Source organism: Micromonospora sp. RHAY321, assembly GCF_023896955.1.
GTDB lineage: Bacteria > Actinomycetota > Actinomycetes > Mycobacteriales > Micromonosporaceae > Micromonospora.
This window is the reverse complement of the sequence record NZ_JAMHIW010000018.1, coordinates 66,772-92,890: the sequence shown is the minus strand read 5'-3', so window position 1 is coordinate 92,890 and position 26,119 is coordinate 66,772. Positions and strand designations below refer to the sequence as shown.

Annotated in this window: 21 protein-coding genes; 10 read left to right on the top strand and 11 right to left on the bottom strand. The window is 73.5% G+C overall.

Going from position 1 to position 26,119, the window contains the following annotated elements:
• Position 1: 1 nt before the first annotated feature.
• From M8C17_RS27235 to M8C17_RS27225, 3 genes are all read right to left on the bottom strand, one after another.
• Positions 2–877 carry an HAD family phosphatase gene (locus tag M8C17_RS27235; RefSeq protein ID WP_252419411.1) on the bottom strand — a complete coding sequence of 292 codons (876 nt, stop codon included), beginning with the start codon at positions 875–877 and terminating at the stop codon, positions 2–4.
• Between the two features lie 136 nt (positions 878–1,013).
• Positions 1,014–1,895: a DUF5667 domain-containing protein gene (locus tag M8C17_RS27230; RefSeq protein ID WP_374559326.1), complete on the bottom strand. Its 882-nt coding sequence runs from the start codon at positions 1,893–1,895 to the stop codon at positions 1,014–1,016.
• Between the two features lie 279 nt (positions 1,896–2,174).
• Positions 2,175–3,125 carry an ECF subfamily RNA polymerase sigma factor, BldN family gene (locus M8C17_RS27225; protein WP_252419409.1) on the bottom strand — a complete coding sequence of 317 codons (951 nt, stop codon included), beginning with the start codon at positions 3,123–3,125 and terminating at the stop codon, positions 2,175–2,177.
• Between the two features lie 587 nt (positions 3,126–3,712).
• On the opposite strand from M8C17_RS27225, the gene M8C17_RS27220 reads away from it, so the two are divergent.
• Genes M8C17_RS27220 through M8C17_RS27210 form a run of 3 tightly spaced genes read left to right on the top strand, consistent with a single transcriptional unit; the run spans position 3,713 to position 6,259 of the window.
• Positions 3,713–5,332 (top strand): AMP-binding protein, encoded by a 1,620-nt coding sequence (locus M8C17_RS27220; protein ID WP_252419408.1) that lies wholly within the window; start codon positions 3,713–3,715, stop codon positions 5,330–5,332.
• Positions 5,322–5,576, top strand: a complete 255-nt coding sequence (locus M8C17_RS27215) for a glutaredoxin family protein (RefSeq protein WP_252419407.1) — start codon at positions 5,322–5,324, stop codon at positions 5,574–5,576. The genes M8C17_RS27220 and M8C17_RS27215 overlap by 11 nt, the downstream gene beginning before the upstream one ends.
• Before the next feature lie 20 nt (positions 5,577–5,596).
• Positions 5,597–6,259 carry an HAD family hydrolase gene (locus M8C17_RS27210; protein WP_252419406.1) on the top strand — a complete coding sequence of 221 codons (663 nt, stop codon included), beginning with the start codon at positions 5,597–5,599 and terminating at the stop codon, positions 6,257–6,259.
• On the opposite strand, the gene M8C17_RS27205 is transcribed toward M8C17_RS27210, so the two are convergent.
• Together M8C17_RS27205 and M8C17_RS27200 are read right to left on the bottom strand one after the other, a co-directional pair.
• Positions 6,240–6,893, bottom strand: coding sequence for a response regulator transcription factor (locus M8C17_RS27205; RefSeq protein ID WP_252419405.1), 654 nt, complete (start codon positions 6,891–6,893; stop codon positions 6,240–6,242). The genes M8C17_RS27210 and M8C17_RS27205 overlap by 20 nt on opposite strands.
• 67 nt (positions 6,894–6,960) lie before the next feature.
• Positions 6,961–8,265, bottom strand: coding sequence for a sensor histidine kinase (locus tag M8C17_RS27200; protein WP_252419404.1), 1,305 nt, complete (start codon positions 8,263–8,265; stop codon positions 6,961–6,963).
• Positions 8,266–8,634: 369 nt separating this feature from the next.
• Here M8C17_RS27200 and M8C17_RS27195 point away from each other — a divergent pair, with 369 nt between their 5' ends.
• The 5 genes from M8C17_RS27195 to hemB are packed head-to-tail and all read left to right on the top strand — an operon-like array spanning position 8,635 to position 14,345.
• Positions 8,635–9,405 carry a redox-sensing transcriptional repressor Rex gene (locus M8C17_RS27195; protein ID WP_252419403.1) on the top strand — a complete coding sequence of 257 codons (771 nt, stop codon included), beginning with the start codon at positions 8,635–8,637 and terminating at the stop codon, positions 9,403–9,405.
• Positions 9,402–10,799 (top strand): glutamyl-tRNA reductase, encoded by a 1,398-nt coding sequence (locus M8C17_RS27190; RefSeq protein ID WP_252419402.1) that lies wholly within the window; start codon positions 9,402–9,404, stop codon positions 10,797–10,799. The genes M8C17_RS27195 and M8C17_RS27190 overlap by 4 nt, the downstream gene beginning before the upstream one ends.
• The gene (gene hemC, locus M8C17_RS27185) at positions 10,796–11,764 is read left to right on the top strand and encodes a hydroxymethylbilane synthase (RefSeq protein WP_252419401.1); all 969 of its coding nucleotides are present in this window, start codon (positions 10,796–10,798) and stop codon (positions 11,762–11,764) included. Before M8C17_RS27190 ends, hemC begins: the two co-directional genes overlap by 4 nt.
• Positions 11,761–13,341: a uroporphyrinogen-III synthase gene (locus tag M8C17_RS27180; protein ID WP_252419400.1), complete on the top strand. Its 1,581-nt coding sequence runs from the start codon at positions 11,761–11,763 to the stop codon at positions 13,339–13,341. Before hemC ends, M8C17_RS27180 begins: the two co-directional genes overlap by 4 nt.
• Positions 13,342–13,361: 20 nt before the next feature.
• Positions 13,362–14,345 carry a porphobilinogen synthase gene (gene hemB / locus M8C17_RS27175; protein WP_252419399.1) on the top strand — a complete coding sequence of 328 codons (984 nt, stop codon included), beginning with the start codon at positions 13,362–13,364 and terminating at the stop codon, positions 14,343–14,345.
• Here the strand turns inward: hemB and M8C17_RS27170 are convergent.
• The 5 genes from M8C17_RS27170 to M8C17_RS27150 form a co-directional block, all read right to left on the bottom strand.
• The gene (locus M8C17_RS27170; RefSeq protein ID WP_252419398.1) at positions 14,296–15,834 is read right to left on the bottom strand and encodes a DHA2 family efflux MFS transporter permease subunit; all 1,539 of its coding nucleotides are present in this window, start codon (positions 15,832–15,834) and stop codon (positions 14,296–14,298) included. The two genes, hemB and M8C17_RS27170, sit on opposite strands and share 50 nt — an antisense overlap.
• A gap of 10 nt (positions 15,835–15,844) precedes the next feature.
• Positions 15,845–16,024 carry a hypothetical protein gene (locus M8C17_RS27165; protein WP_252419397.1) on the bottom strand — a complete coding sequence of 60 codons (180 nt, stop codon included), beginning with the start codon at positions 16,022–16,024 and terminating at the stop codon, positions 15,845–15,847.
• Between the two features lie 259 nt (positions 16,025–16,283).
• The gene (locus tag M8C17_RS27160; RefSeq protein ID WP_252419396.1) at positions 16,284–19,562 is read right to left on the bottom strand and encodes a lamin tail domain-containing protein; all 3,279 of its coding nucleotides are present in this window, start codon (positions 19,560–19,562) and stop codon (positions 16,284–16,286) included.
• A 92-nt stretch (positions 19,563–19,654) separates the two neighbouring features.
• Entirely contained in the window at positions 19,655–20,671 is a 1,017-nt protein-coding gene (locus M8C17_RS27155) for a GNAT family N-acetyltransferase (protein WP_252419441.1), read from the bottom strand.
• A gap of 72 nt (positions 20,672–20,743) precedes the next feature.
• Positions 20,744–22,180, bottom strand: a complete 1,437-nt coding sequence (locus M8C17_RS27150) for a lytic murein transglycosylase (RefSeq protein ID WP_256483434.1) — start codon at positions 22,178–22,180, stop codon at positions 20,744–20,746.
• A gap of 37 nt (positions 22,181–22,217) precedes the next feature.
• Here M8C17_RS27150 and M8C17_RS27145 point away from each other — a divergent pair, with 37 nt between their 5' ends.
• Both M8C17_RS27145 and M8C17_RS27140 read left to right on the top strand, forming a co-directional pair.
• Positions 22,218–22,439 carry a zinc ribbon domain-containing protein gene (locus tag M8C17_RS27145; RefSeq protein ID WP_252419395.1) on the top strand — a complete coding sequence of 74 codons (222 nt, stop codon included), beginning with the start codon at positions 22,218–22,220 and terminating at the stop codon, positions 22,437–22,439.
• Between the two features lie 152 nt (positions 22,440–22,591).
• Complete coding sequence (locus tag M8C17_RS27140; RefSeq protein WP_252419394.1) at positions 22,592–25,429, top strand: adenylate/guanylate cyclase domain-containing protein; 2,838 nt, start codon at positions 22,592–22,594, stop codon at positions 25,427–25,429.
• A gap of 55 nt (positions 25,430–25,484) precedes the next feature.
• Here M8C17_RS27140 and M8C17_RS27135 read toward each other — a convergent pair whose 3' ends face one another.
• Positions 25,485–26,024, bottom strand: a complete 540-nt coding sequence (locus M8C17_RS27135) for a phospholipase (RefSeq protein ID WP_252419393.1) — start codon at positions 26,022–26,024, stop codon at positions 25,485–25,487.
• Between the last annotated feature and the right edge of the window lie 95 nt (positions 26,025–26,119).

Sequence of the window (26,119 nt, the reverse complement as noted above, 5' to 3'; positions counted from 1 at the left end):
GTCAGCCGGGGCGACGGCGGCGCTGCAGCGCCAGGCCGGCGGTCACCGCGCCGGCCACCAGGCCGGCCGCTGCGGTCGACGGTACGGCGATCTTGACCGCGCGGCGGCCGGTACGGAAGTCCCGCACCTCCCAGCCGTGCTGCCGGGCCTGTCGCAGCAGGGTGCCGTCGGGGTTGACCGCCACCGCCCGGCCCACGGCGGAGAGCAACGGCAGGTCGTTGGCCGAGTCGCTGTAGGCCGCGCACCGGGTCAGGTCCAACCCTTCCACGGCGGCGAGCTGGGTGACCGCCTCGGCCTTCGCCGGCCCGTGCATCAGGTCACCCACCAGCCGTCCGGTGTACGCCCCGTCCAGCACCTCGGCCACCGTGCCGATCGCACCGGTCAGGCCGAGTCGAGCGGCGATCACCCGGCCGATCTCCACCGGGGCGGCGCTGACCAGCCAGACCCGCTGACCGGCGTCCAGGTGACGCTGGGCGAGCTGGTGGGTGCCGGCCCAGATCCGGGGAGCCATCAGCTCGTCGAAGATCTCCTCCGAGAGGCGCTCCACGTCGTCCACCCGCCAGCCCTCGACGAAGGCCAACGCGGCCTCCTTGGCCTGGGACATGTCACCGGCGTGCTCCCGTGCGAGCAGCCGGAACCGGAGCTGCTGCCAGGCGAACCGTGCGAGGTCGGTGGTGGTGAAGTAGTTCCGGGAGGCGAGCCCGCGCGCGAACCAGTAGATCGACGCGCCCTGCATCATCGTGTTGTCCACGTCGAAGAAGGCCGCGGCGGCCGGGTCCGGCACGGGTACTGTCGCCGGCGCCAGGTCGGTCTCCGCCCATCCGGCGGTGTGACCGTGCGCGTCGGTGCTGACCGTCACCTTGCGGCTGCGCGCCACGCGACTCCCCTCCCTCGCCGGATGCCTTCAGCGAGGGTAGCCGGCATGCGTGGTCGATCGGCCGGGCACAGAGCGAACTGTGCCACGGCCGACTGACCTGCGGTATGTGGAAAAGGCCGGGCTGGGTGCCGGTCGGTCAGCGGGCGCCGGGGCAGGTGGCCGGGACGGGGCCGAGGGCGTCACTGCCCGTCGGCGCCGGCAGGCCGCATGCGATCGCCGCGCGCAGCGCGTCCGAGCGCTCCCGGATGCTGTCCAGCAGCACCAGCGACCGCCCGGTCCGCTCCCGGTCGGCCCGGGTTGCCCCGTCGACCAGGTTGCCCACCGCCCGGCGCTGGCCGGTGACGAAGGTGTTGAGCGTGTCCAGGCTCGTCGGTTCTGCCCGCTGTACCGCCGCGGCGGTGAGCAGGCGGACGCCCTGCCGGGTGTCGGCGTCCATGTCGTCGAGGACCGCGCTGTAGCCGATCCGGTCACCGCGTAGCTTGGCGGCCTCGCCGAGCCTGGTCCGGGCGAAGTCCAGGAAGAGCTGACCGCGGCTGATGTCCGAGCTGGCCAGGGCGAGCTGGGCGCGTTCGGTCGAGCGCTTCATGCCGTACAGGGCGTCGCCGGGAACCGCGTTCTCGCTGGCGGCGGAGATGCCGGAGACGGCGATGGCTCCGGCGGCGACGCCGATCAGGATCGCGCCCCGGGCGCGGGCCCGCCGGGCGGTGACCGCCGGCAGGAGCGAGCCACGCGTGCTGGCCGGACGCGTGGCGGCCGGTTCGGCGGCCGCCGGGGTGCCCAGCCCTTCCCGCTCGGCGGTGGCGAGCAGCATCGCCCGCAGGCCGGTGCGGAAGTCGGGGTTCACCTCGACAGCCGGGGGATCGACGCTGAGTCGTTGACCCACTGCGACGAGCGGCGCGAGCTGGCCGTCGACCCGGGACCGGACATGGTGCCGCCGGCCGCCGTTGGCCTCGTCGAGAAGCTGCGCGAAGCGCTCGGCGCGCCGGCGGGAGAAGAGGATGTTGTCCACCGCAGGCACCTCCTCTCGCTGGTCACGGCCGGTCGGCCGCCGTCGTTGCCAGCGACCGGGCGGCAGTGTGACACCACGGAGGTGAGGCCCCGTCCGGCATGCCGGTCGGACCTCGGTGACCCGGGCCTGCCGGGGCAACCACCGGTCGCACCCGGAGAAACGCGGCGGACCGTGCACGGGTTACGGGCCTGGCGGGGCGGAAATCACAGAAAGTGATCGTTGTCACCGGCGGGACCGACCTGGACTGCCCGGACGTCCATCGACGTCCATCGGTCCCGCCGAAAGAAACTACGGCTGGAAACCGTCGGGCAGGAGTCGGGCCAGCGCGCGGACCGCCCGGTACTGGAGGGCCTTGATGGCGCCCTCGTTCTTGCCCATCGCACGGGCCGTCTCGGCGACCGAGAAGCCCTGGAGGAACCGGAGCACGATGCACTCCTGCTGCTCCGGGTTGAGCTGCTTCACGGCGGTGAGCAGCGCGACGTTGGTGATGTGCTCGACCACCGCCGCCTCCGGGCTGCCCTCGGGGCCCCGGTCCTCCCGGTCGGCGTCGAGGACGTCGCCGGTGGTGACCTCCAGCCGGTACCGGCCGGACTTGAAGTGGTCCGCGACGAGGTTGCGGGCGATGGTCACCAGCCAGGCGCCGAGGTCACGGCCCTGCCAGGTGAAGCTGCCGATGCGCTTGAGCGCCCGCAGGAAGGTGTCGGAGGTGAGGTCCTCGGCGAGTTGGCGGTTGCCGACCCGGAAGTAGACGAACCGGAAGACGGTGTCCACGTACCGGTCGTAGATCAGGCCGAACGCCTCGGACTCGCCGGCCTGCGCCCGCTCGACGAGCGTCCAGACCTCGGTGGCCGGGTCGGACGGGTCCGGTCGACTCGGGAAGCCGGTCGGGGTCGTGGTGGACGGCACCGCCGGGATCACCGCCGTCTCGCCCGCCGACGGATCCGTGGTCGCCGCCGGTGTGTCGTCAACCCGACGGCCCTGGACCGGCATGGTCGGACGGGCCGGGACGGCGACCCGGCCGCCGGCCGGTTTCGCGTTCCCACCGGGCACCGCCGGTCGTGGCGGTGGCTCGTTGTGGTGCGGCCGGTTGCGGATCCGCTGGGCCGCGCCGTCGCCCCGTACGGCGGTGCCGTGTGGTTCGTCGAGCGGAGCGCGCGCGGCTGGCCGCTCGTTGACCTGGGCGCGTGGCGTCGGACCGGTCAGGCCGACCGGGCGTTCCGCGTAACCGAAGGTGGTCACCGCGACGCCCCCGTTTCGTCGGTCGCCGGACGGGCCGGTCTGCGGGTCGTTGGTGCGGACCGACCGGGCTTCCGGTCGGGCAGGACGGTTCCGGGGTGTGCCGACGGGCGGCAGTTCCCCTTGAGGTGCTGGTCCAATGCGCTCACAGGCACGGGGGCCTCCTCGGGCTGAGGGGTGTCGACTCACGGCAAATGGGGTGAGCCGACCCGAGTGATGATAGGGCCAACGTCACCCGCGCGTGGCAAGTCCGTTACACAGGGCGGAAGTATTTCCCCGTCTGTCGCACCGTCGGCGGACCGGTTGTCCGTCGTGTGCGATTGACTTTGGATCGGCTCGGTGATCCAGGATGGATCCCCTGGTTGGGGGCGCGATGCCCGTTCGGCCGACCCGACCCGACGGGTCGGCGGTGGGTGCCCGGCCGAACCGCCGGCAGGCGGGGTCATCCGTCCCATCCGTGGGACCTGATCGGATCGTCGGCGGCACAGTGGTCGGTCCCGCAGACGGGACTGGGGAGGCGTCGTTGTGCGGCCCCTGCCCCGACCGTCGGGCGTGGCCTGTCGCCGCCCGCTGTGCCAGACTCGATCACCGTGCAGGACGCAGCGGAGAACCCCGCGCCGAACCTCGCCGACCGGGTCCACCGGGCGGCTCTCGACCACGGTGACCGGGCCGCGCTGCACTGGCGCGACCAGACTCTCAGTTGGTCCGAACTGGACGCCGCGGTCGACGCCGCCGCCCGCGGCCTGGCCGCTGCCGCGCCACCCACCGACCCCGGCGGTACGCCACCCCGCGTCGCACTCGCCCTGCCCAACAGCCCCGACTTCGTGGTCGGCTGGCTCGGCGCCCTGCGCGCCGGGCTGATCGCGGTGCCGGTCAACCCCGGCTTCACCGCGCCGGAGTTGCGGCACGTGCTGGCCGACTCCGGTGCGTCGGTGCTGATCGGCACCGACCGGGTCCGGGAGCTGGTCGCCGAGGTGGCCGCCGAACTGCCCGCGCTCGCCGCCGTGCACGAGACGCCGCCGGGACCGGCCGCCGACACACCCGCTCCGGCGCTCGCGCACCGGGGCGGTGACGACCTGGCCGTACTGCTCTACACCTCCGGCACCGAGGGCCGACCCAAGGGCGCGATGCTCTCGCACCGCGCGCTGCTGGCCAATCACGAACAGGTCGACCGGATCGAGCCGCCGGTGGTCGGTCCCGAGGACACCGTGCTGCTGGCCCTGCCCCTGTTCCACGCGTACGGGCTCAACTCCGGGCTCGGCGCGGTCGTCAACCACGGCGCGACCGGCGTGCTGCTCGACGAGCTGGGACCGACGGCGGGGCTGGACGAGATCGCCCGGCACCGGGTCAGCGTGCTGGTCGGCGTACCGTCGATGTTCCTGGCCTGGGCCGGTGCCGACGGGGTCCGCGCGGCGACGGCGTCGGTGCGGGTGGCGGTCTGCGGAGCGGCGCCGTTGGAGCCCGCGGTCGCGGCGCGCTTCACCGAGGCGAGCGGTCACCCGGTGCACGTCGGGTACGGCCTCACCGAGACCGCGCCGGTGCTCACCTCCACCCTGGTCGGCCGGGTGGCCAAGCCCGGTTCGATCGGCCGGCCGCTGCCCGGTGTGCGGCTGCGCCTGGTCGGCGCGGACGGGGCGGACCTGTGGCGCGACGGCCTGGCCGTCCCCGAAGACGACCCGGATGAGCTGGACATCTCCGACGTGGCGCCCGGCACCGACCCGGGGCAGGTCGTGGTGTGCGGCCCCAACCTCTTCTCCGGCTACTGGCCCGACGGGCGGGACGGCCCCGACGGCGACGGCTGGTGGGGCACCGGCGACATCGCGTACGCCGACGAGGACGGGGACCTCTTCCTGGTCGACCGGCTCGGCGAGCTGATCCTGGTCAACGGTTTCAACGTCTATCCGCACGAGGTGGAGCTGGTGCTCGCCGGGCATCCCGGGGTGGCCGAGTCGGCGGTACTGGGTGTGCCGCACCCGCGGACCGGCGAGACTGTGCGGGCGTACGTGGTGCCGACGCCGGGGCGACCGGTGACCGGCGAGGACCTGCTCGCCCACTGCGCACGGAACCTGGCCCGGTTCAAGTGCCCGACCGCGGTCGAGTTCGTCGACGCCCTGCCGCACTCGGCGATCGGCAAGGTACGCAAGACCCAGCTCCGGTCGGCGACGCCGGCCGACGCCGACACCCGCACGGAGGTAACCGATGTCCACTGACGCCCGGCTCGCCCTGATCACCCGGCCCGGGTGCCACCTGTGCGACGACGCCAAGGCGGCGCTCGACCGGGTGGTGGCGGTCACCGGGGACAAGTGGGTCGAGTGGGACGTGACCGGCGACGACGAGCTGGAGCGGGAGTACGGGGACCGGCTGCCGGTGGTGATGCTCGACGGCAAGGAGCACGGCTACTGGCGTGTCGAGGAGGACCGGCTGCTGCGGGACCTGACCACGCCGCAGCTCTGAGTGGTGCCTATGGTGCTCTGATGACCCCTGCGCACCCCCACCTGGTGTGGGACTGGAACGGCACCCTGCTCAACGACCTCAGTCTGGTGGTGGCCGCCACCAACGCCGCGTTCGCCAGCGTGGGCGGGCCGGCCGTCACCTCCGACGAGCACCGGGTGCGGTTCCGCCGGCCGATCGCCGAGTACTACGCCGAGGTGCTCGGCCAGGCCGTGGACGACGACGAGTTCGGCCGGCTGGACCGGATCTTCCACGACGCGTACCGCAGCGGGTTGACGACCTGCGAGCTGGCAGCCGACGCGCGGACCGCCATGGCCGCCTGGACGGGCAGTCAGAGCCTGCTCTCCATGTGGTTCCACGAGGAACTGGTGCCCACCGTGCACACCTACGGGCTGACCGGCCACTTCACCCGGGTGGACGGGCTGCGGGCCGCCGTGGGCGGCGGCCGCAAGGCCGAGCCGCTCCAGCGGCACCTGGCCGAGCTGGGCGTCGACGGCGACTCGGTGGTGCTGATCGGCGACTCCATCGACGACGCGGACGCCGCGCTCGCGGTGGGTGGCCGTGCGGTGCTCTACACCGGCGGGTTCACCGACCCGGCCCGGCTGCGCGCCTCCGGTCACCCGGTGGCCGACACCCTCACCGACGCGGTCGCCCTGGCCCGGGAGGTCAGTTCCGCAGGTAGGTGAGGACGGCCAGCACCCGCCGGTGCTGCTCGGTGTCGGGCGGCAGCGTGAGCTTCGTGAAGATGTTGCGCACGTGCTTCTCCACGGCGCCGTCGCTGACGACCAGGGCGCGGGCGATGGCGATGTTCGACCGCCCCTCGGCCATCAGGGCGAGGACCTCGCGCTCGCGCGGGGTCAGCTCGCGCAGCGGGTCGTCCCGGCGGCGCCGGGCGAAGAGCTGGCCCACCACCTCCGGGTCGAGCACCGTGCCGCCGGCCGCCACCCGGCGCAGCGCGTCGAGGAACTCGTCGATCGCGGCGACCCGGTCCTTGAGCAGGTAACCGATCCCGCCGCCGGCGCCGCCGGTGGTGGCCAGCAGGTCGTCGGCGTACGAGACCTCGACGTACTGGGACAGCACCAGGATCGGCGTACGCGGCACCAGCCGACGCGCCTCCACCGCCGCCCGCAGCCCCTCGTCGGTGTGCGACGGCGGCATCCGGACGTCGACGATCGACACGTCGGGCCGGTGCTCGACGACCGCCTCCACCAGCGCGTCGCCGTCCCCGACGGCGGCCACCACGTGGTGCCCGCTCTCGGTCAGCAGCCGCACCAGCCCCTCCCGGAGCAGGACGGCGTCGTCGGCGATCACAATGCGCATGGCTGTGTTGTCTACCACGTCCGGCCCGCCTCGCGGGCTCGGTGCGGTGCCCAGCGGGCCTGCCGGCTCACAGGGGAAGGTCCGCGCGGATCTCGGTGGGCCCACCGACCGGGCTGATCACGGCGAGCTCGCCACCGGCGGCCCGGACCCGGTCGGCGATGCCGACCAGGCCGTGCCCCTTGGCCAGGTGCGCGCCGCCGTGCCCGTCGTCGCCCACCGACACCCGGAGCTGGCTGCCGTGCCGGGAGACGGCCACCACGGCTTCGGTGGCGCGGCTGTGTTTGGCGACGTTGGTCAGCGCCTCGGCCACCATGAAGTACGCGGTGTTCTCCACGGCCGGGTCGAGTCGCCCGCCGGGCGTGCCGAGCTGCGGGTCGACCTGTAGCTCGATCGGGATCAGCCCTCGGCCGGCGAGGGCGGCCAGCGCGCTGGGCAGCCCCCGGTCGACCAGGATCGGCGGGGCGATGCCCCGGGACAGCGCCCGCAGCTCGGCCAGCGTGTCGCGGGTCTGGGTGACCGCCTCGTCGATGGTCCGCCCGGCCGCCTCCGGGTCGGAGGCGAGTTGCAGCCGGGCCCGGCTGAGGTCCATGGCCAGCCGGACCAGGCGCTGCTGGGGGCCGTCGTGGATGTCGCGCTCCAGCCGGCGCAGCGCGGACGCCTCGGCGGAGACGGCCGCCCTCTTCTGCTCCTCCAGCACGGTGATCCGGTCCCGCATCTCAGCGACCCCGGTCAGCATGGCGCGGGCGAAGCTGGCCTGGAGCAGCGCGCAGCCCCGGACCACGATCGGCAGGGTGATCAGGAAGAACACGCCGACCGCGGTGGTCAGCCCGATCCGGGCGGTGGTCGAGTCGCCCAGGCCGAGCAGTTGGGCGAGGTCGCCGTCGCCGTCGCCCTGGCCGTGCGGCAGCGTCCAGTCGTACGCCCAGTAGAGCGAGCCCGCGACCGCGGCGGCCCACCAGACCATCGCCACCACGAACGTGAGTACCGCCACGATCAGTCGCAGGATGCCGTGTGCCAGATCGAGCCAGGACTGGGCGTCCCGCATCGGCACGAAGATCCGCCGCCAGGCGTTCGCGCCGGCCTCCGCCATCCGGTAGTGCGGCCGGATCCGGGGCTGCCGGAGTACGGCGGGCAGCCGCAGCCGCTCGATGTCGGCCAGCCCTCGGGCGGCGTACAGGGTGCCGCTGAGGATGGGCAGGCCGATCACCGTGACCACCAGCCCCACGCCTACCGCGAGACCCACGACGAGGACGACGAAGCTGGCCACGGCCAGGGGAAGGCCGAGCAGCACGTACCCGGAGTCGACGAAGAGCTGGCGGGGGATGCTCGGTACCAGCGTCTGCTGGTCGCTGGTGGCGGCAACGGCGGTCATGTCCAGAAGGCTAGGCACCGCCACTGCCACCTCCCATCCCGAAGCCCTGTCTTTCTCCCGTAGTGCTGTCCCTACCCCTGCTCAAGGGCTCGGGAGGGTGGGCGCGGGATTGGTCAGAGAAGTCGGGATTGAGCAATAATCGCGCCGACGGTGCAGGTGGTGGCACGGTTGGATCGATCTTGTGGAATGGAGGTGCTGGTGGGGTCGCGTCACGCAGCGGCAAGATCGCGATTTGTGCACGTCTTCACAAGCGCCTACTCTCTAGTTCCGACGCGCCCTGCTAGCACAGCCGGCAATCTCGGTCGCCAGCGGGAGTCCATAAGCGGCCCACCAGCGGAGTTGGCCGAGGATCGCACCGCACGGAGTCTCATGAGTCAGCATCGTCACCCAGGCGCGTCCGGCCGCGCCGGTGCCGTACCGGCGCTCCCGGACCTGCCCGAGGCGACCGTCGCTCGTCTTCCGGAGTACCTGCGCGCGCTGCACAACCTCGCCGACGCCGGGCACGAAACGGTCTCCAGCGAGGGTCTCTCCGCCGCCGCCGGGGTCAACTCCGCCAAGCTCCGCAAGGACCTCTCGCACCTCGGCTCGTACGGCACCCGGGGCGTCGGCTACGACGTCGCGTTGCTGATCGAGCAGATCGAGTATGTGCTCGGGCTCACCCAGCACCGGGCGGTCGCCCTGGTCGGCGTGGGTAATCTCGGTCACGCTCTGGCCGGCTACGACGGGTTCGCCGGCCGGGGCTTCCGGATCGCCGCACTGCTCGACGCCGATCCCTCCCGGGTGGGCGAAGAGATCAACGGCCTGGTTGTACGCCATGTCGACGAGCTTCCGGCGATCGCCGCGGCCGAGTCCATCTCGATCGGCGTGATCGCCACCCCGGCCGCCGCGGCCCAGCGGGTCGCCGACCAGCTGGTCGCGGTCGGCGTGACGAGCATCCTCAACTTCGCGCCGTGCGTACTCTCGGTTCCGGAGGGGGTTGACGTGCGCAAGGTCGACCTCGCCATCGAGCTGCAGATTCTGTCCTTCCATGAGCACCGCAAGGCGTCGCTGACCGCGCTGCCCGCCACCGGCGGCTCCGCCCTCACCGCCCTGCCCGGCGGGCTCGCGGCCACCGACACCCAGGAGGCGATCGGCACGTGAAACTGCTTGTCGTCGGCGCGTCCTACCGGACCGCCCCGGTCGCCACGCTGGAGCAGCTGGCCGTGCCCCCCGCCGACCTCACCCGCACCCTGGACCGCCTGGTCGCGCAGCCGTACGTGACCGAGGCCGTGCTCGTCTCCACCTGTAACCGGGTGGAGGTCTACGCCGCCGTGTCCGGTTTCCACGGCGGGCTCGGCGACATCTGCGCCGTCCTGGCCGAGCAGGCCGGTTGCGCGCCGGCGGCGCTCGCCAGCCACCTCTACGTGCACTACGACGCCGCCGCCGTGGACCACGTCTTCCGGGTCGCCAGTGGGCTGGACTCGATGGTGGTCGGCGAGGCGCAGATCCTCGGCCAGCTGCGCGACGCGTACCACTGGGCCACCGGCGCCGACTCGGCCGGCCGTCTGCTGCACGAGCTGATGCAGCAGGCGCTGCGGGTCGGCAAGCGGGCGCACGCCGAGACCGGCATCGACCGGGCCGGCCAGAGCGTCGTCACGGCCGCGCTGGAGCTGGCCGCGGGGCATCTCGACGGTGACCTCGTCGGCCGCCCGGCCCTGGTGGTCGGGGCCGGCGCGATGGGCTCGCTCGGGGTGGCCACGTTGTCCCGGCTGGGCGCGGGGCCGCTCACCGTCAGCAACCGGGGCGCCGACCGGGCCGTCCGGCTGGCCGAGTCGTACGGGGCGAACGCCGCGCCGATGAGCGAGCTGGCCGACACGCTCTCCACAGTGGACATCGTAGTGGCCGCCACCGCGTCCACCGAACCGGTCCTCACCCGAGCGGTGGTCGACGCCGCGCTCGCCGGGCGCGACCGGGCCAGTGGCCCGCTGGTCCTGCTCGACCTGGCCGTCCCGCGCGACGTCGAGGAGGGCGTCGCCGAGCTGCCCGGCGTCGAGGTGATCGACATCGACCGCATGGCGACGCTGCTCGCCGACGGTCCGGCCGCCGCGGACGCCGCCGCCGTCGAGCGGATCGTGCTCGGCGAGGTGGAGAGCTTCCTCACCTGGCTGCGCGGCGCCGACGTGGCACCCACCGTGGCCGCGCTGCGCGGCCGGGCCGACGACGTGGTCACCGCCGAGCTGCGCCGGCTCGCCCAGCGTCGCCCCGACCTGGGCGACGACCTGCGCGCCGAGGTGGCCCGCACCGTGCACCGGGTGGTGCAGCGGCTGCTGCACCAGCCCACCGTCAAGGTTCGCCAACTGGCCGCGGAGCCCGGCGGCGACCAGTACGCCGCCCTGCTGCGCGAGCTGTTCGACCTCCAGGTGCCGCAGACCTCGCCGGTGGACACCGTCCCCGAGGTGGTGGCCCCCGACCTGGGCGCCGCGTTTACCGGCATCGAGCAGACGCTCGGCGCCGACACCACCGACCCGAACCCGCCCACCGGAGGTGCGCGATGACCGCCCCACTGCGCCTCGGCACCCGGGGCAGCACCCTGGCGATGGCCCAGTCCACCCAGGTCGCCGAGGCGTTGACCGCCGCGACCGGCCGCCAGGTCGAGCTGGTCGAGGTGGTCACCGCCGGCGACCGCTCCAGCGCGCCGGTGCACCGGCTCGGCGTCGGGGTGTTCGTCTCCGCGCTGCGTGACGCGCTGGCCGCCCGGACCATCGACTTCGCCGTGCACTCCTACAAGGATCTGCCCACCGCGTCCGCCGTCGGGCTGCAGATCGCGGCGGTGCCGGCCCGGCAGGACCCGCGCGACGCGCTGATCGCCAGGGACGGCCGGACGCTCGCCGAGCTGCCGCCGGGTGCCACCGTGGGCACCGGCGCGCTGCGCCGCATCGCCCAGTTGCACGCACTGGGCCTGCAGCTGGAGGTCACCCCGATCCGCGGCAACGTGGACACCCGCCTGGGGCGGGTGCTCGGACCCGAGGCCGACCTCGACGCCGTCGTACTGGCCCGGGCCGGGTTGGCCCGGATCGGTCGGGCCGACGTGATCACCGAGACGCTGGACCCGATGCTGATGCTGCCCGCGCCCGCCCAGGGCGCGTTGGCCGTGGAGTGCCGGGTCGACGACCAGGAGCTGGTCGAGCTGCTCGCGGTGCTCGACCACGCACCGTCGCACGCCGCCGTCACCGCGGAGCGCGCGTTGCTGGCCACCCTGGAGGCCGGGTGCAGCGCACCCGTCGCCGCCTATGCGGAACTCGCCGAAGGTGACGACGGCGATGAGATCTACCTGCGCGGGGCGGTGATCAGCCCGGACGGCACTCGTGACCTCCGGCTGTCCCGCACCGGAACGCCCGCCGACGCGGCGGAGATCGGTAAGGCACTCGCCGCCGAACTCCTCGACCTCGGCGCCGACTCGATCCTCGGCCACGAAGGACACACCGGCTCGGGGACCCAGCAATTTGGGAGCACAGAATGACCCGCACCCGTAAGCCCGTCGGCCGTATCGCGTTCGTCGGGGCTGGCCCCGGCGACCCCGGCCTGCTGACCCGTCGGGCGCACGACGCCCTGGTCGACGCCGACCAGGTGATCTACGACCGGGGAGTCCCGGAGTCGTTGCTCGCCGTCGTCCGCGCCGAGGCCAGGGACGACGCCGAGTTCACCCCGGCCGAAGGCGCGCCGGGGGACGTGGCGAAGGTGCTGATCTCCGCGGCCCGATCCGGGTTGAACGCGGTGCACCTGGTCGCCGGCGACCCGTTCGGCCACGACTCGGTGGTCAAGGAGGTGCAGGCGGTGGCCCGCACCGCCGCCCACTTCGAGGTGGTCCCCGGCGTCGGCCAGGCCGAGGGTGTCGCCACGTACGCGGGTGTCCCGCTGCCGGGCGTGCGTACCGCCGCCGACGTCGAGGACGTCAGCGTGCTGGACTTCGAGGCGCTGGCCGCTGCGGTCGGCCGGGGCTCGCTCGCGCTCGCGGTCGACGCCGGTGACCTCGCCGCCGTCCGGGACGGCCTGCTGGCCGCCGGGATCGACGGCACCACCGGTGTCGGGGTGACCGGCGACGGCACCGGCGAGACCCAGTACACGACCACGTCGACCGTGGACAGCTTCGTGGCCGCCGCGCTCGGCTTCACCGGCCGGGTGGTGCTCACCGTCGGCGCCGGGGTCGGCCAGCGCGACAAGCTGAGCTGGTGGGAGAACCGCCCGCTGTACGGCTGGAAGGTGCTGGTCCCGCGCACCAAGGAGCAGGCCGGCGCGATGAGTGCCCGGCTGCGCGCGTACGGCGCGATCCCGTGCGAGGTGCCGACCATCGCGGTCGAGCCGCCGCGCACCCCGGCGCAGATGGAACGGGCCGTCAAGGGCCTGGTCGACGGCCGGTACGCCTGGGTGATCTTCACCTCGGTGAACGCCGTCCGCGCGGTCTGGGAGAAGTTCGCCGAGCACGGGCTGGACGCCCGGCACTTCGGCGGCGTCAAGATCGCCTGCATCGGTGAGGCGACGGCCGACGCGGTCCGCGCGTTCGGCATCCAGCCGGAGCTGATCCCCGCCGGGGAGCAGTCCTCCGAGGGCCTGCTGGCCGAGTTCTCGCCGCACGACGAGATCCTCGACCCGGTGGGCCGGGTGCTGCTGCCGCGCGCCGACATCGCCACCGAGACGCTCGCCGCCGGGCTCACCGAGCGCGGCTGGGAGGTCGACGACGTGACCGCGTACCGGACGGTGCGGGCCGCGCCGCCGCCGGCCGAGATCCGCGACGCGATCAAGTCGGGCGGGTTCGACGCGGTGCTCTTCACGTCATCTTCCACTGTGCGGAACCTCGTCGGCATCGCCGGGAAGCCGCACGCTCGGACCGTTGTTGCCGTGATTGGGCCCAAGACGGCGGAGACCGCGACGGAGTTCGGCCTGCGGGTCGACGTCCAGCCACCGCACGCCTCGGTGCCCGACCTGGTGGAGGCGCTCGCCGCCTACGCCGTCGAGCTGCGCGAGAAGCTCGCCGCCATGCCGGCGAAGCAACGTCGCGGCTCGAAGGTGCAGGGGCCGACCGCCCTCCGCTTCCGGTAGTCGTCCGAGGAGGACTCGCCATGCCGTACCCCGAGATCCGGCCCCGCCGGCTGCGCCGCACCCCGGCGGTGCGCCGGCTGGTGTCCGAGACCAGGGTCGACCCGGCCGAGCTGGTCGTGCCGATGTTCATCCGTGAAGGGCTGACCGAGCCCCGGGCCATCGCGTCGCTCCCGGGGGTGCTCCAGCACTCCCGGGACTCGCTGCGCAAGGCGGCGGTCGAGGCGGTCCAGGCCGGCGTCGGCGGGATCATGCTCTTCGGCGTGCCGGAGCAGCGGGACCCGACCGGGTCCGGCGGCATCGACCCGGACGGCATCCTGAACGTCGCCATCCGCGACGTGGTGACCGAGGTGGGCGACGCCACGGTGGTGATGAGCGACCTGTGCCTGGACGAGTTCACCTCGCACGGGCACTGCGGTCTGCTCACCCCGGGCGGCGAGGTGGACAACGACGCGACGCTGGAGGCGTACGCCGAGATGGCGGTGGCCCAGGCCGCCGCCGGGGTCCACGTGGTCGGGCCGTCCGGGATGATGGACGGCCAGGTCGGCGTGGTCCGCCGGGCGCTCGACGCCGCCGGGCACCAGGACGTGGCCGTGCTCGCGTACGCCGTGAAGTACGCCTCGGCCTTCTTCGGCCCGTTCCGGGACGCGGTGGAGTCGGCGCTGGAGGGCGACCGGCGTGCCTACCAGCAGGACCCGGCCAACCTGCGCGAGTCGCTGCGCGAGGTGGAGCTGGACGTCGCCGAGGGCGCCGACATGGTGATGGTCAAGCCGGCGCTGCCCTACCTCGACGTGGTGTCGGCGGTGCGGGCCGCGGTGGACGTCCCCGTCGCCGCCTACCAGGTCTCCGGCGAGTACGCGATGGTCGAGGCGGCCGCCGCGAACGGCTGGATCGACCGGGAGCGGGTGATGCTGGAGACGCTCACCTCGATCAAGCGGGCGGGCGCGCAGATCATCCTCACCTACTGGGCGGTCGAGGCCGCCGGGCTGCTGCGCCAGCGCTACTGACCGGTCCGTTCGCCACCACCTTGGGTTGCACCGGGGTGGCCGCTGCCTCAGCGGCGGTCGGGGCGGCCGGAAGTCGCCGGCTGGTCAGCCAGGCGAGCGCCAGCAGCACGGCGGACACCGCCAGCGCGAGCCGGGTGGCCTGCGCCAGCTCTGGAGCGAAGCCCGCACGGGTGACCGGGTCGAGGCGGGTGGCGGCCGTGATGCCCCCGCCGCCCAGATCCGACGCAAACCGGTCGGTCAGCCAGGACAGCGCTGCGGCGATCAACGCCGTACCGACGGCGACCGACGTGTGCGACACCGTGGTGAGCAGCGTGGAGCCGGACGGCAGGTCGTCCGCGGACAGGGACCGGCTGGCGGCGGTCATCGTCGGCATCAACGTCGCACCCATGCCCAGGCCGATGACCGCGCCGAGCGCGGCGAGCAGCGGGTACGACGTGTCCGCGTCGAGCACCAGCACCCGGGCGACCGTGCCGACCACCGCGGTCGCGATGCCGAGCCCGACCACCCGACGCGCGGAGACCCGGTCGACCAGCCGGATCGCCACCTGCAGCATCAGCCCGGTGGTTAGCGCCTGCGGAATGCCGATCACGCCGGCCAGGGTGGCGGAGTCACCGCGTACCACCTGCACGTACGCCGGGATGATCAGGAACGAGCCGAAGTACCCGGCGGCGAAGAGCGCCACCGTCGCCGCGCCTGGGGCCATCCCGGGCGCACGCAGCACGGCCAGGCGCAGCAGCGGCTGTCGTACCCGGTTGGCCCGCCAGGCGAAGGCGGCCACCAGCGCGGCGCCGAGCACGAGTGGCAGCAGCACGGACGCGGTGACGACTCCGCCGCGTTCACCGGTGACGCTGAGCCCGTACACCGCCAGCGCCAGACCGGGGCAGAGCAGCAGCAGCCCGACGACGTCCAGCCGCACCGGTGGTCGTCGCGGGTCGGCGACGGGCAGCACCGACCGGCCGAGCAGCACCGCCAGCAACCCGACCGGCAGGTTGATCCAGAAGATCCACCGCCACGACGCGTGATCGAGCAGCAGCCCACCGAGCACCGGCCCGATCAGCGGTCCGACCAGGACCGGCAGACCGAGCAGGCTCATCATCCGGCCGCGCCGCTGCGGCGGCACCGCGGCCAGCGCGACGGCCATCCCGACCGGGTTGAGCAGTCCGCCGCCCAGCCCTTGGAGCACCCGGAACGCGATCAGTGAACCGACGTCCCAGGCGGCCCCGGCCAGGACGGAGCCCGCCGTGAACAGCAGCAGCGCGGTCAGATAGGTGCGGCGGGCGCCATAGCGGCCGATCGCCCAGGCCGCGGTGGGCATCACCGCGACCAGGGCGAGCGCGTAGCCGCTGGTGACCCACCCGATCGTGGTGAGGTTCGTGCTGAGGTCATCGACCAGCTTCGGCAGGGCCACCACGGTCACCGTCGTGTCGATCACCGCGAGGAGACCACCCAGGGTCAGGTACCAGCCGAGCCGCCGTGCGGACGCGTCCACGCCGGCTGCCTCAGGGCCGGGCCCGGCGGGCGGCGCGCAGCGCCTCGGCCCACCAGGTCAGCTCGGTCAGCGCGGTGTCGGCGGCCTGGCGAAGCGGCTCGTCGTCGACCAGGTGGCCGGCGCGGTCGAGCCGTTCCCAGGGTGCCCGGAGCACCACGCCGGAGCGGGTGATGGTCTCTCGCGTTGTCATGCCTCGGACGCTAGGACTTGAACCAATGGTGAAGTCAATGGTGGCGGGGAGTGGCGATACGGCAGGGGCTGATCAGGGCCGCCCGCTCGCCGCGCGGGTCGCACAGAACCGCCACCTACCACCGCCACCCACGATCACTACTGACCGCTGGTCTCTAACGAACGAGCGGCCCGTCGTGCAGGCAGTGCTGCACGACGGGCCGCTCAGACCCGCGAACGACCGGAAGCTTGCAGCGCTTCCGCGCCGCCTCGATCGCCGGTCAGTCGTCGTTGGTGATGGTGCCGACGCCTAGCGGGTCGGCCAGCCGCAGACCGGGCACGCCGGCCACCAGCAGCGTCAGCTTCTCGTCCGACTCCCGCTTCCGGTCACCGCGCACGGTCACCGGGAATGCGACCGACGTCTGCCCGGCGGCCAGCACCTTGCAGCCGACGTACGGGTCGAAGTCCGAGCCAGCCTGCGCCGTGAGGCCGACGGTGGTGGCGCAGAGCAGCACCGGCTGGGACAGCGGCCGGGACACGGTGGCGGTGAAGGTGAGCTGCCGGGTGCCCTTGTCGCCCTCGACCACCGTCGTGTCGGCGACGGTGAGCGCCGCACGGGACCGGAACCGGGCCACCTGCGGGTCGTGGTCGCTGGAGCCGCGCGACCCGTCGCCGGTGAACTCGGCCGGCCAGTCGGCGTTGATGTGCGCCGCCCGCACCTGCACCAGGTCTCCGTAGAGCGCCTCGTTGACGAACAGGTGGTCGAGCGTCTGCGCCTGCCCCTCGAAGCTGTAGGAGTAGGCGGCGGACGGTACGTCCGCGACCAGGTTGTCCCACAGGTTGTGCAGGCCCGCCTCGTAGAGCGGGGCGAGCTGGTCCGAGGGGGTGGGCTGGCTGCCGGTCGCGATCGGGTCGTCGGGACGGGGGAAGACGTTCAGGTCCCCGCCGTAGACCACCCGGGCGTTCGAGTCGGCCGCCTCGATCGCGGTGACGATCGCCGCGCCGTACGTCGCCTGCTCCCGACGCTGCCCGATCCGGCCGTCCGGGCCGGAGGAGTAGTGGTTGCTGAGCGCGTACAGGGTGAACCGCTCGGACGAGCCGGGTGCGGCGGCCACGCTGAACTTGCCGAGCTGGGGAGCGCGGGTGAAGACGTTGTTGCCGTCCTTGCCGGTGGAGGTGTCCACGTCGCCCGGCAGCACCGCGTTGAGGGCCTTCGGGTTCTGCACGTCGGCGTTGGTCGGCAGTCCCGGCGCGCGGTACTGGACGGTCGGCGCCGAGCCGAGCAGCGGGTCGGTCGCCGTCGCGGCCGCCAGCGAGAGCCGGTCGGTGCGGTAGAGGAACGCCGCGGTGATACCGCGGGCATCCGCACCGGTCCGGTCGTACGCGGCCGCGTAGGCCGGCCCGCCGGCCGCCGCCACGGCGAGCGCCAGCTCCTGGATGCTGTCCGGCGCGCCGTCGGCGTCGTTCGTGTCGCCGCAGGCGAGCGCCGCACCCGAGACGGTGCAGATGTCCTGGTCCTCGGCCTCCTGCACCAGGATCAGGTCCGGCGCGTGCAGGTCCTTGGCGATCTGGTCGGCGAGCGACGTCAGGTGCTCGCGGTAGTCCGCCTCGCTGGCCGGCACGTAGTCGAACGGCGGGCTGACCCCGGTGCAGCCGGCGTTGCCGGCGAAGTCGCAGCCGTCGAACGGGTCGTCCCGGTAGTCGTACAGGTTCTCCACGTTGTAGGTGGCCACCGCCACCTCCTGCGACCGGTCGGCCGGCTTCGGCGGGTTGTTCTTCGACGGGTCGGCCCCGCCGTCGAACTCGGCCCGCTCGACCTGGACGCCGTACTTCTCGAAGGAGTAGTAGACGCCGCCCACCGCGTCGGCGCGCAGCGTGTCGAAGGTGTGCGCCGGCGGCAGCAGCGCGGTGCTGTCTCCGGTGGTGCCCTTCACGCCCATGCTGCCGAGCAGCACCCGCTGCCCGTTGCCGTCGTCGAAGCGGCGGGTCGGGTCGTTGTCCAGCGGGTGGGAGTCCCGGAACACGCGCCGGGCGTACGGGTCGGCCCGGTCCAGCAGCGGGTCGTCCCGGTCGATCACCCACAGCTCCGCGTCGGCGGTGGAGGCGAACACGTCCCGGCCGCTGACCGCGCCGCTGCCCGCCCGCACCCGGAGCCGGGCGCCCTCGTGCCGCTCCCAGAAGCGCTGCGCCTCGGTCAGCTCGACCGGCGGCACCGCGTCGGTGACCGCCACCGCGCTGTCCACGTCGAGCCCCGTGGTGATGCGGCGGACCAGTGAGGCACCGGAGAGCTGGGTGAAGGTGAAGTACTCCGACACGCGGGCCCGGAGCACCACCTCGTCGCCGACCGTCGGCACGTAACCGCCGATCAGCGAGGTGAACGTGCCCATGAACACGAAGATGCCGTCGGAGCTGGTCGGGTCGCCGTCGGTGTCGCCGGTGCGGCTTTGGAGGAAGAACCCGTGCTGCTCCGCCCCCGCCGAGGTGCGGGCCAGGGTCAGCTGGGTGATCACGCCGCGTACGTCGTACAGCGTGCTGCTGGTGCCGTTGCCGCTCGCCGGTGCGAGCGGCGACCGGTCGGCCTGGCCGGACTCGGCGTCGGTGGTCGTGCCCTGCACCTCGCCGACGGTCATCTCCCGGGTCACCTGCACGGTCAGCGCACAGCTGGCGGTGCCGCCGCCCGCGTCGGTCGCGGTCACCGTGACGGTGTACGCCCCGGCGGCGAGGTCGGCGCTCGCGCCGACGGTGGCGCGGGCGGTGCCGCCCACCGCGTCGGCGGGGGTGAGCGCGGAGCGGGTGATCGAGCCGGTGGCCGGGGTCGGGCTGACCGCGGTCACCGCCAGGTCGACGATCGTGTCGTCGGGATCGGTGGCGGTCACCTCGCGGGTCACCGCCGTGCCCGCCGCGGTGACCAGGGGGCCGCCGCAGTTCAGGGTGGCCGGCGTGTCGACCGGCCCGCCACCGTCCACGGTGTGCGTGCCGAGCCCGTCGAAGGTGTCGACCGGGAAGCCGGCCCACTGTGTCGCCGGGTCGAACGCGTCCGACGGGTCGGTGTCGCCGGAGGTGACCGTGGGCAGCCGGCGCAGGGTGTTGTCCGCGGTGCTGGTGACGCCCGCGCCCCACTCGGTGCCCGGGTCCACGCCCACCTGGCCGATCGAGTCGAGGATGGTGGTGCCCCGGCGCAGCACGATCGCGTCGTCGCCGTTGAACAGGCTCGCCCCGGTGGTCTGGTCGGCCTGGGCGAGGATCGCGGGGCCCGCCGAGGCGCTGGCGAACACGAACGCGTCGCCGGCCGCCACCGTCCCGGCCAGGGCGATCGTGGTGGCCGTGGCGGAGCCGTTGAAGAAGAGCTGGAGCTGGTAGCCGCCGCCGCTGAGGTCGACAGCGGTGCCGGTGCCGTTGAACAACTCGATCGCCTTGTTGTTCGACGAGCCCTCGACGTACTCCGAGATGAACAGGTCGGTGGGCGCGGCGCTTGCCGCGGTGGGTGCGACGCCGACCGCCGTGATGGTCACGGCGGCGGTGGCGGTCGCGAGCGCGGCTAGTGTGCGGCGCGGGCGCATGGGGCCTCCACGATGGGTGGATGGGAGTCAACGCACGTTAAGGTGCGCGACTGTCCACCGTCCATCCCCCATTGGACAGTTTCGTGAATTCCTCAGCGTGGCGGGTCGAGGCGGTGCACCAGCTCGGCGACGTCGACGCTGTATTCGCACCAGTCGCGGTCGGGCCGGTAGCCCAACTCCGCGTTGACCTTGAGCATCGCCTCGTTGGCCTGCGCGTTCCAGGTCTGCACCTCGGCCAGCTCCGCCTCCGCGGAGCGCAATTCCAGCAGCATCCGGGCCTTGATCGCCCGATCGATGCCGTAGCCGCGGTGGTCCTGCGCAACGATCGTGTCGTACTGGTCGGCGCGGGTCGGGTGCTGTGCCGGCACCACCACCTCGGTCAGGCCGGCCACCTCACCGCTCTGCTCGTGCCGGGCCAGCACGATGTACGGCTTCATGCCCCGCCGGTGCAGGGTGTCGAGGCTGTCCCGCAGCCGCTGCGGGTCGTACGAGCTGGGGCGCAGCTCCCCGTCGTCGACGTCGCGCACCTCGGCCTTGGCCCGCGCGTACGCCTCGATCAGGTCGTCCGGCGGCCCGCCGGGGAAGAACTCCAGGTGGTAGCCCGCCCCGATGCCGGTGGCCATCCCGGCCAGCTCGGCCCAGTCGACCGTGGAGAGGTCGAGCACGCTGCGGGTCTCCACGTACTCCCGGGTGAAGCCCATCGACTCGTAGAAGGCCACCGCCGGCGTGTCACCGACGACCTCGACGCCGATCGACTGGAAGCCCTCCTGGTAGACCCGGCGGGCGGCACGCAGCACCAGGTCACGGCCGAGGCCGCTGCGCCGCATCGACGGGTGCACCAGCACCTCCAGCACGCCGATGTCGCCGAGGAGCAGCACGTGGACCTGCCCGAGGACCTCGCCCGGCTCACCGGGACCGGTCGGCTCGGCCTGGGCGACCCAGGAGATCCGCCGTTCGCCGGGCATCACCTCGGCGAGGTATTCCCGCAGGGAGTCCTCGCGCCACGGCGGGTCCTGCGGCAGATCGACCGCCAGGACCGCGTTCAGCGTGTCCAGCAGCGACGCGATCTCGGCGGACGACGCGGTCCTGGGGTCCCACTCGCGCACCATCACCCGTCTAGCTTGCCGCTAACCGCTGCCCGGGGGAAGTGTCCAGTTCTCCAATGTATGTGAACGATCACTTCACGTGCGGCTGGCCCGTCCGTACCGGTTTGCGGTATCGAAGACGTCCTGGGCGTACCGGCGCACGTCGTTGTACGACAGGATCGCGTTCCACCAGTCGCCCGGGATGCTGAGGTTGCGGCCGCCCTTGCACAGGTAGTTCCCCGCTGCCAGGGCGGCGTCATCGAGGTCGTGCGGGTCCTTGGCGCCGTCGTTGTCCGCGTCCGCGCCGATCTCCTGCCAGGTCGTCGGGATGAACTGCATCGGCCCGATCGCCCGGTCGAAGGTGTTGTCCCTGTCGAGCAGCCCGCGGTCCGTGTCGATGATCCGCATCCGGCCGTCCTGCCCGTCCAGCGGCAGGCCGATGATCTGCGGCAACGCCTTGCCGTCCTGCCCCAGCCGCGCGCCGTTGGCCGCGCCGTGCCCGGACTCGACCTGCCCGATCGCGGCCAGCGTGGTCCAGCTCAGCGCGCAACTGCGGTTGGTCTGGGCGAGGACCAGCTCCGCGTAGCCGTACGCCTGCATGGCCGCCGGCGGGACGCCGACCTTGGCACCAACCTGCTGTGCCCAGCCGGCCAGGGCGTCCGAGGGTCGTCCACCGGTGACCGGCCCGACGGCCGGCCCGGTCGGCAGCGCGCCGGTCGGGAACGGCCCCGTGGGCAGGGGGCCGGTGGGGACCGCGCCGCTGGGCAGCGGCGCCCCGGAGGGCGTGAGCGGCGGAACGTTCGGGTCCGGGGCGGCGGAGGCGTCGGCCGCAACCGGCCTGGGGGCGCGGATGGTGGCCGGGACGACCAGCGCGCCCGCCGCGGCGGTCGCGGCCACCAGGGCGAGCAGGAAGACCCCGGGCAGGGTGAGTCGGCCGCTGGGGCGGCGTGCCCAGGAGCGCGTCGCCCGGGCCGCGCTCGTCACCGTCTGGCGTGGCGGTGGCAGACGGACCGCGTGCGCGAACGGCATCCGGCGTCGCCGGCCGGGGGAGGGGACCGGCACGGGCGCGATGGCGATGGCGTCCACAGTGGTCGTCGCCGGGTCGGCGGCGGGGGCGTCGACCGTCGTGTCGGCCGTAGGGGTGTCGGCCTTGTCGGCGGTGGGGGCGTCGGTCTTCGTGTCGACCGCAGGGGTGTCAGGCTTCAGGTCGGCGGTCGGAGCGTCGGCCTCCATGTCCCGGGTCGGAGCGTCGGCCTCCGTGTCGCCGGTCGGGGTGTCCGCCTTGGAACCGGCGGCGGCCGGGCCGGACTCGACGGAGGTGGCCGGCGGTGCGGCGGTGGCGTCGGCCGATTGGGTCGGAGCGTCTGTGGCGCGGCCGCTCAGCCAGGGGCGGCGGGGGCGCGGCACAGCTCGTGGCGCCGGATCGGGCGCGGCCCCCGACCCGTCGAGCGGGCCGTCCAGCGGCGCTGCCGGTCGTAGCGGTCGTACACGCGTCTGGTCCTCGCCGTCCACCACCCGTCGAGTATTACCCATGTCCCGCCGAGCGTCAGGTCCACGTACCCTGGGTGCCATGCCCAGGTACGAGTTCCGCTGCCGCGCCTGCGGCGACACTTTCGAGGTCAACCGCCCGATGGCGGCGGCCGGCGCGCCGGCCGTCTGCCCGCAGGGACACGCCGACACCGTCAAGCTGCTGTCCGCGGTCGCGGTGACCGGTCGCGGCGCGGGCGGCCCGGGTGGCGGCACCACGGCTCCCGCCGGTGGCGGCTGCTGCGGCGGCGCCTGCGGCTGCTGATCCGGCGGATTCGCGGCCGGTTGGTGGGCCACCCTTGCCGGGACCGGGTACGAGTGGCACCTTGAGGCGGCACCTGCCCGGCCGTTCTCACGATGTGTGACCGCTCGGACTCAGGCAGCATGAACCCGACGTCACGGGCGGAGGTTCCACGCATGTCGCCACGGATCCAGCTCCCGAGCGGTTGGGTGACCTTCGTGTTCACCGACATCGAGGGCTCGACCCGGCTGGCCCAGCTGCTCGGCCCGGACTACCGCCCGGTGCTCGCCGAACACCGACGACTGCTGCGCCGGACGCTGGCCAGCACCGGTGGCGCGGAGCTGCTGACCGAGGGCGACTCGTTCTTCCTGGCCTTCGACGACGCGGCGGCGGCGTTGACCGCCTGCCTGACCGCCCAGAGGGCTCTGGCCAACCACGACTGGCCCACCGCGGAGGCCGCGCCCCGGGTCCGGATGGGCCTGCACACCGGCTACGCCGAGCCGCGCGACGGCGAGTACGCCAGCCCCGAGGTGCACCGGGCGGCCCGGGTGGCCGCTGCCGCGCACGGCGGGCAGGTGTTGTGTTCGGCGTCCACGGCGCGCCGCGCCGATCCGCTGCCACCCGGGGCCACCCTGCTCGACCTGGGCCTGCACCGACTGCGCGGCTTCGACGACCGGGAACGACTGTTCCAACTCGTCGCGCCCGGTCTGGAGCGGCAGTTCCCCCGCCCCCGCACCGCCGACGCGGTGGCACACAACCTGCCCACCCAGGTCACCTCCTTCGTGGGCCGGCAGGCCGAGCGGGCCGAGCTGGGCCGGCTGGTGGAGGGCCACCGTCTGGTCACCGTGCTGGGCGCCGGTGGTGCGGGCAAGACCCGGCTCGCGGTGGAGCTGGCCAGCGGGGTGGTCGAGGCGTACCCCGACGGGGTCTGGTTCGTCGACATCGCCGCGGTGACCGACCCGGGGTTGGTGGCGTTCGCCATCGCCGCGGTGCTCGGGCTGCGACCCGAGCCGGGCCGACCGATGCTGGACACCCTCGTCGAGTACGCGGCCGCCCGCCGGATGCTGGTCGTGCTGGACACCTGCGACACGCAGCCGGCAGCCTGCGCCGAGGTCATCTCGCGGTTGCTCTCCGGTGGGGAAGGCGTGCGGGTGCTGGCCACCAGCCGAGAGTCGTTCAGCCTGCCCGGTGAGGTCGTGTGGCGGATCCCGCCGCTCTCGGTCGACCCGAGCGCGGACGGCGCGGAGAGCGACGCCGTGGCGCTGTTGCTGGACCGTACGGCGGCGGCGCGCGGCGGCCGGCCTCCCGACCCGGCCGAGTCGGCCGACCTGCGCCGGGTGGTGCAGCGGCTGGACGGGCTGCCACTGGCCATCGAGCTTGCCGCCGCGCGGCTGCGGGTGCTCTCCGTCGGTCAGCTCGCCGAGCGGCTCGACGACGTGCTGGGCACACTGGACGCCGGCCGGGAGGACCCGGATCCACCGCCGGTGGAGCGGGGCTGGTCGGGCAACCAGCAGGACACCGTGGACCTGGTGGCGGCGGCCGTCGGAATGTCGCCGCCCACTCCGGCGAGCAGGGCGGTGCAGCGCTCCGCCACCGAACGGCACCTGACCATGCAGGCCACCGTCACCTGGTCGTACCGGACGTTGGGGCCCAGGGCCGCTCGGCTGCTGCGCTGGCTGGCCGTCTTCGCCGGGCCGGTGGACCTGGCGACGGTGGAGTGGCTGCTCGGGGACGACCCGCTGGACCCGCTCTCGGTGCTGGTGGACAAGTCGATGGTGCTGGCCGAGCCGCGTGCCGCCGGCAGCACCTACCGGATGCTCGACCCGATCCGGGCGTACGCCGCGCGGCGGCTGGCCGAGGCGGGCGAGGAGCAGGCCGCCCGGAACCGGCACGTGGCCTGGTCGGCGCATGCGCTGGAACGGGCTCACCTGGGCCCGGACGGGGGGCCGGTGACGCTGTCGCTGTACGCCCTCGACCCCCTGGCCGGTGAGCTGCGGGCCGCGCTGCGCTGGTGCGCCACCGGCGGCAGCGCCCGCGCCGGCCTCGGCCTGGCCGGCGGCCTGGACCAGTGGTGGCGCGAGCGAGGGCTGGCCCGGGAGGGTCGGCTCTGGCTGTTCCGCTTGTACGGGCGCATCGCCGAAACGGGCGAGCGGATCCCGGAGGCGGAGCTCGCGGCGGCGTACCACATGCATTCGCTGCACGCCGGCGCGGACGGCGAGTTCGCCGAGGAGCTGCGCTTCTCCCAGCGGGCGGAGGCGGCCGCGCGGCAGGCCGGTGACGCCGGGCTGCTGGCCCGGGTGCTCGCCGGGCGGGCCGCGCCGCTGATCGACATGGGACAGTTCGCCGAGGCCGAGCGGGTGTGCCGGGAGGTCATCGACTGGGCGCACGGGCAGGACGTGGTCGGCGAGGCGCTGTTCGCAGTGTTCAGCCTTGCCGAGCTGCTCTGGCGGCGGGGCGCGCTGGAGGAGGCGGCGGACCTGTTGGGTGCGGTCCGTCCGGTGGAGGCAGCCCGGCCGGGGGAGCGGGGCCGACGCTCGGTCGACATGCTGCTCGGCATGGTCGCGCTGGCGCGGGGCGACGTGATCGCCGCGCACGAGCACCTGCTGGTGGCGCTGCGTTCCCGCATGGGGCACGGCTATCACGGCCGGGCGTGCGACACGCTGAACGCGATCGCCGTGCGCTGCGCGGCCGGCGGGGACCGGCTGACCGCCGCCCGGCTCTTCGGGGCGGCGCAGGCCACCCGGGCCAGCATGCGAGCCACTCCGGGCATCTACGGCGGCTACTGGGCTGACGAGCAGGCGAAGCTGCGGGAGGCGCTGGGCGACGCGGCCTTCGACGACGCGTACGGCGAGGGCGCCGAGTTGGGGTTGGACGAGGCGGCAACGCTCGCGCTCGACGTGGAACACCCGGACCTGGCAGCGGACTCCACCCGGTTCAGCACCGGGCTGTCCCAGCCGGTGCAACGCCGCCCGGAATCAGACCGCCACCCCGCCACCCGCACCGAACGCGCCTGACCCACCCAACCCGCCCCACCCTCCTGGAGGCCGGGAGGGTGGGGGTGGGGTGGGGTTAGTTGTTGAGGGCTGCTTGGCGTTCGGCGTTGGCCTTCATTCGGGCGGCGCGGTCGATGTCGGCCTGCTGGACGGCTGCCACCGAGCCGAAGATGCTGACGGCCTGGTAGTACGTCCAGGCAAGGCTGTAGCAGGCCGGACGGACGACCGTGTTGTAGGTGGCGCAGACCCGCTTGAGATCCTCGTAGAAGGCACTGTCCAGGCGGGACTTGTTGGCGGAGAACTGGCCGACGGACTTGTAGTTGCGGTAGCCGAAGTCGTGCCGGTAGCAGCCCAGGTTGAAGGTGAACCCGAGGGGATTGTCCGGGCTGGACGAGCAGTAGTCGGTGGACCAGTCGAAGGCGTACTCGGCCCAGGGTGCCCGGTTGATCCGGGCGTTGTTCCAGGAGCTGTAGCTGGACGCGCTGGTCTGGGTCCAGCTGGAGAGCACGGACAGCCGCTGTTGGGGGGTGACGGCGGCGGCGGGGGAGGCGACGGCGAGGGTGGCGAGCAGCGCGAGCGCGCCCGAGGCGAACAGGGTGGCGAGACGTCGGGGCACGGGTTACCTCCGCGGGGGTGAGCGGGTGGGGCGGTAAGTTACCGGCGGGTCACCGGATGTCGATCAGTGTCGATCAACTGATCAACTCATCGGTA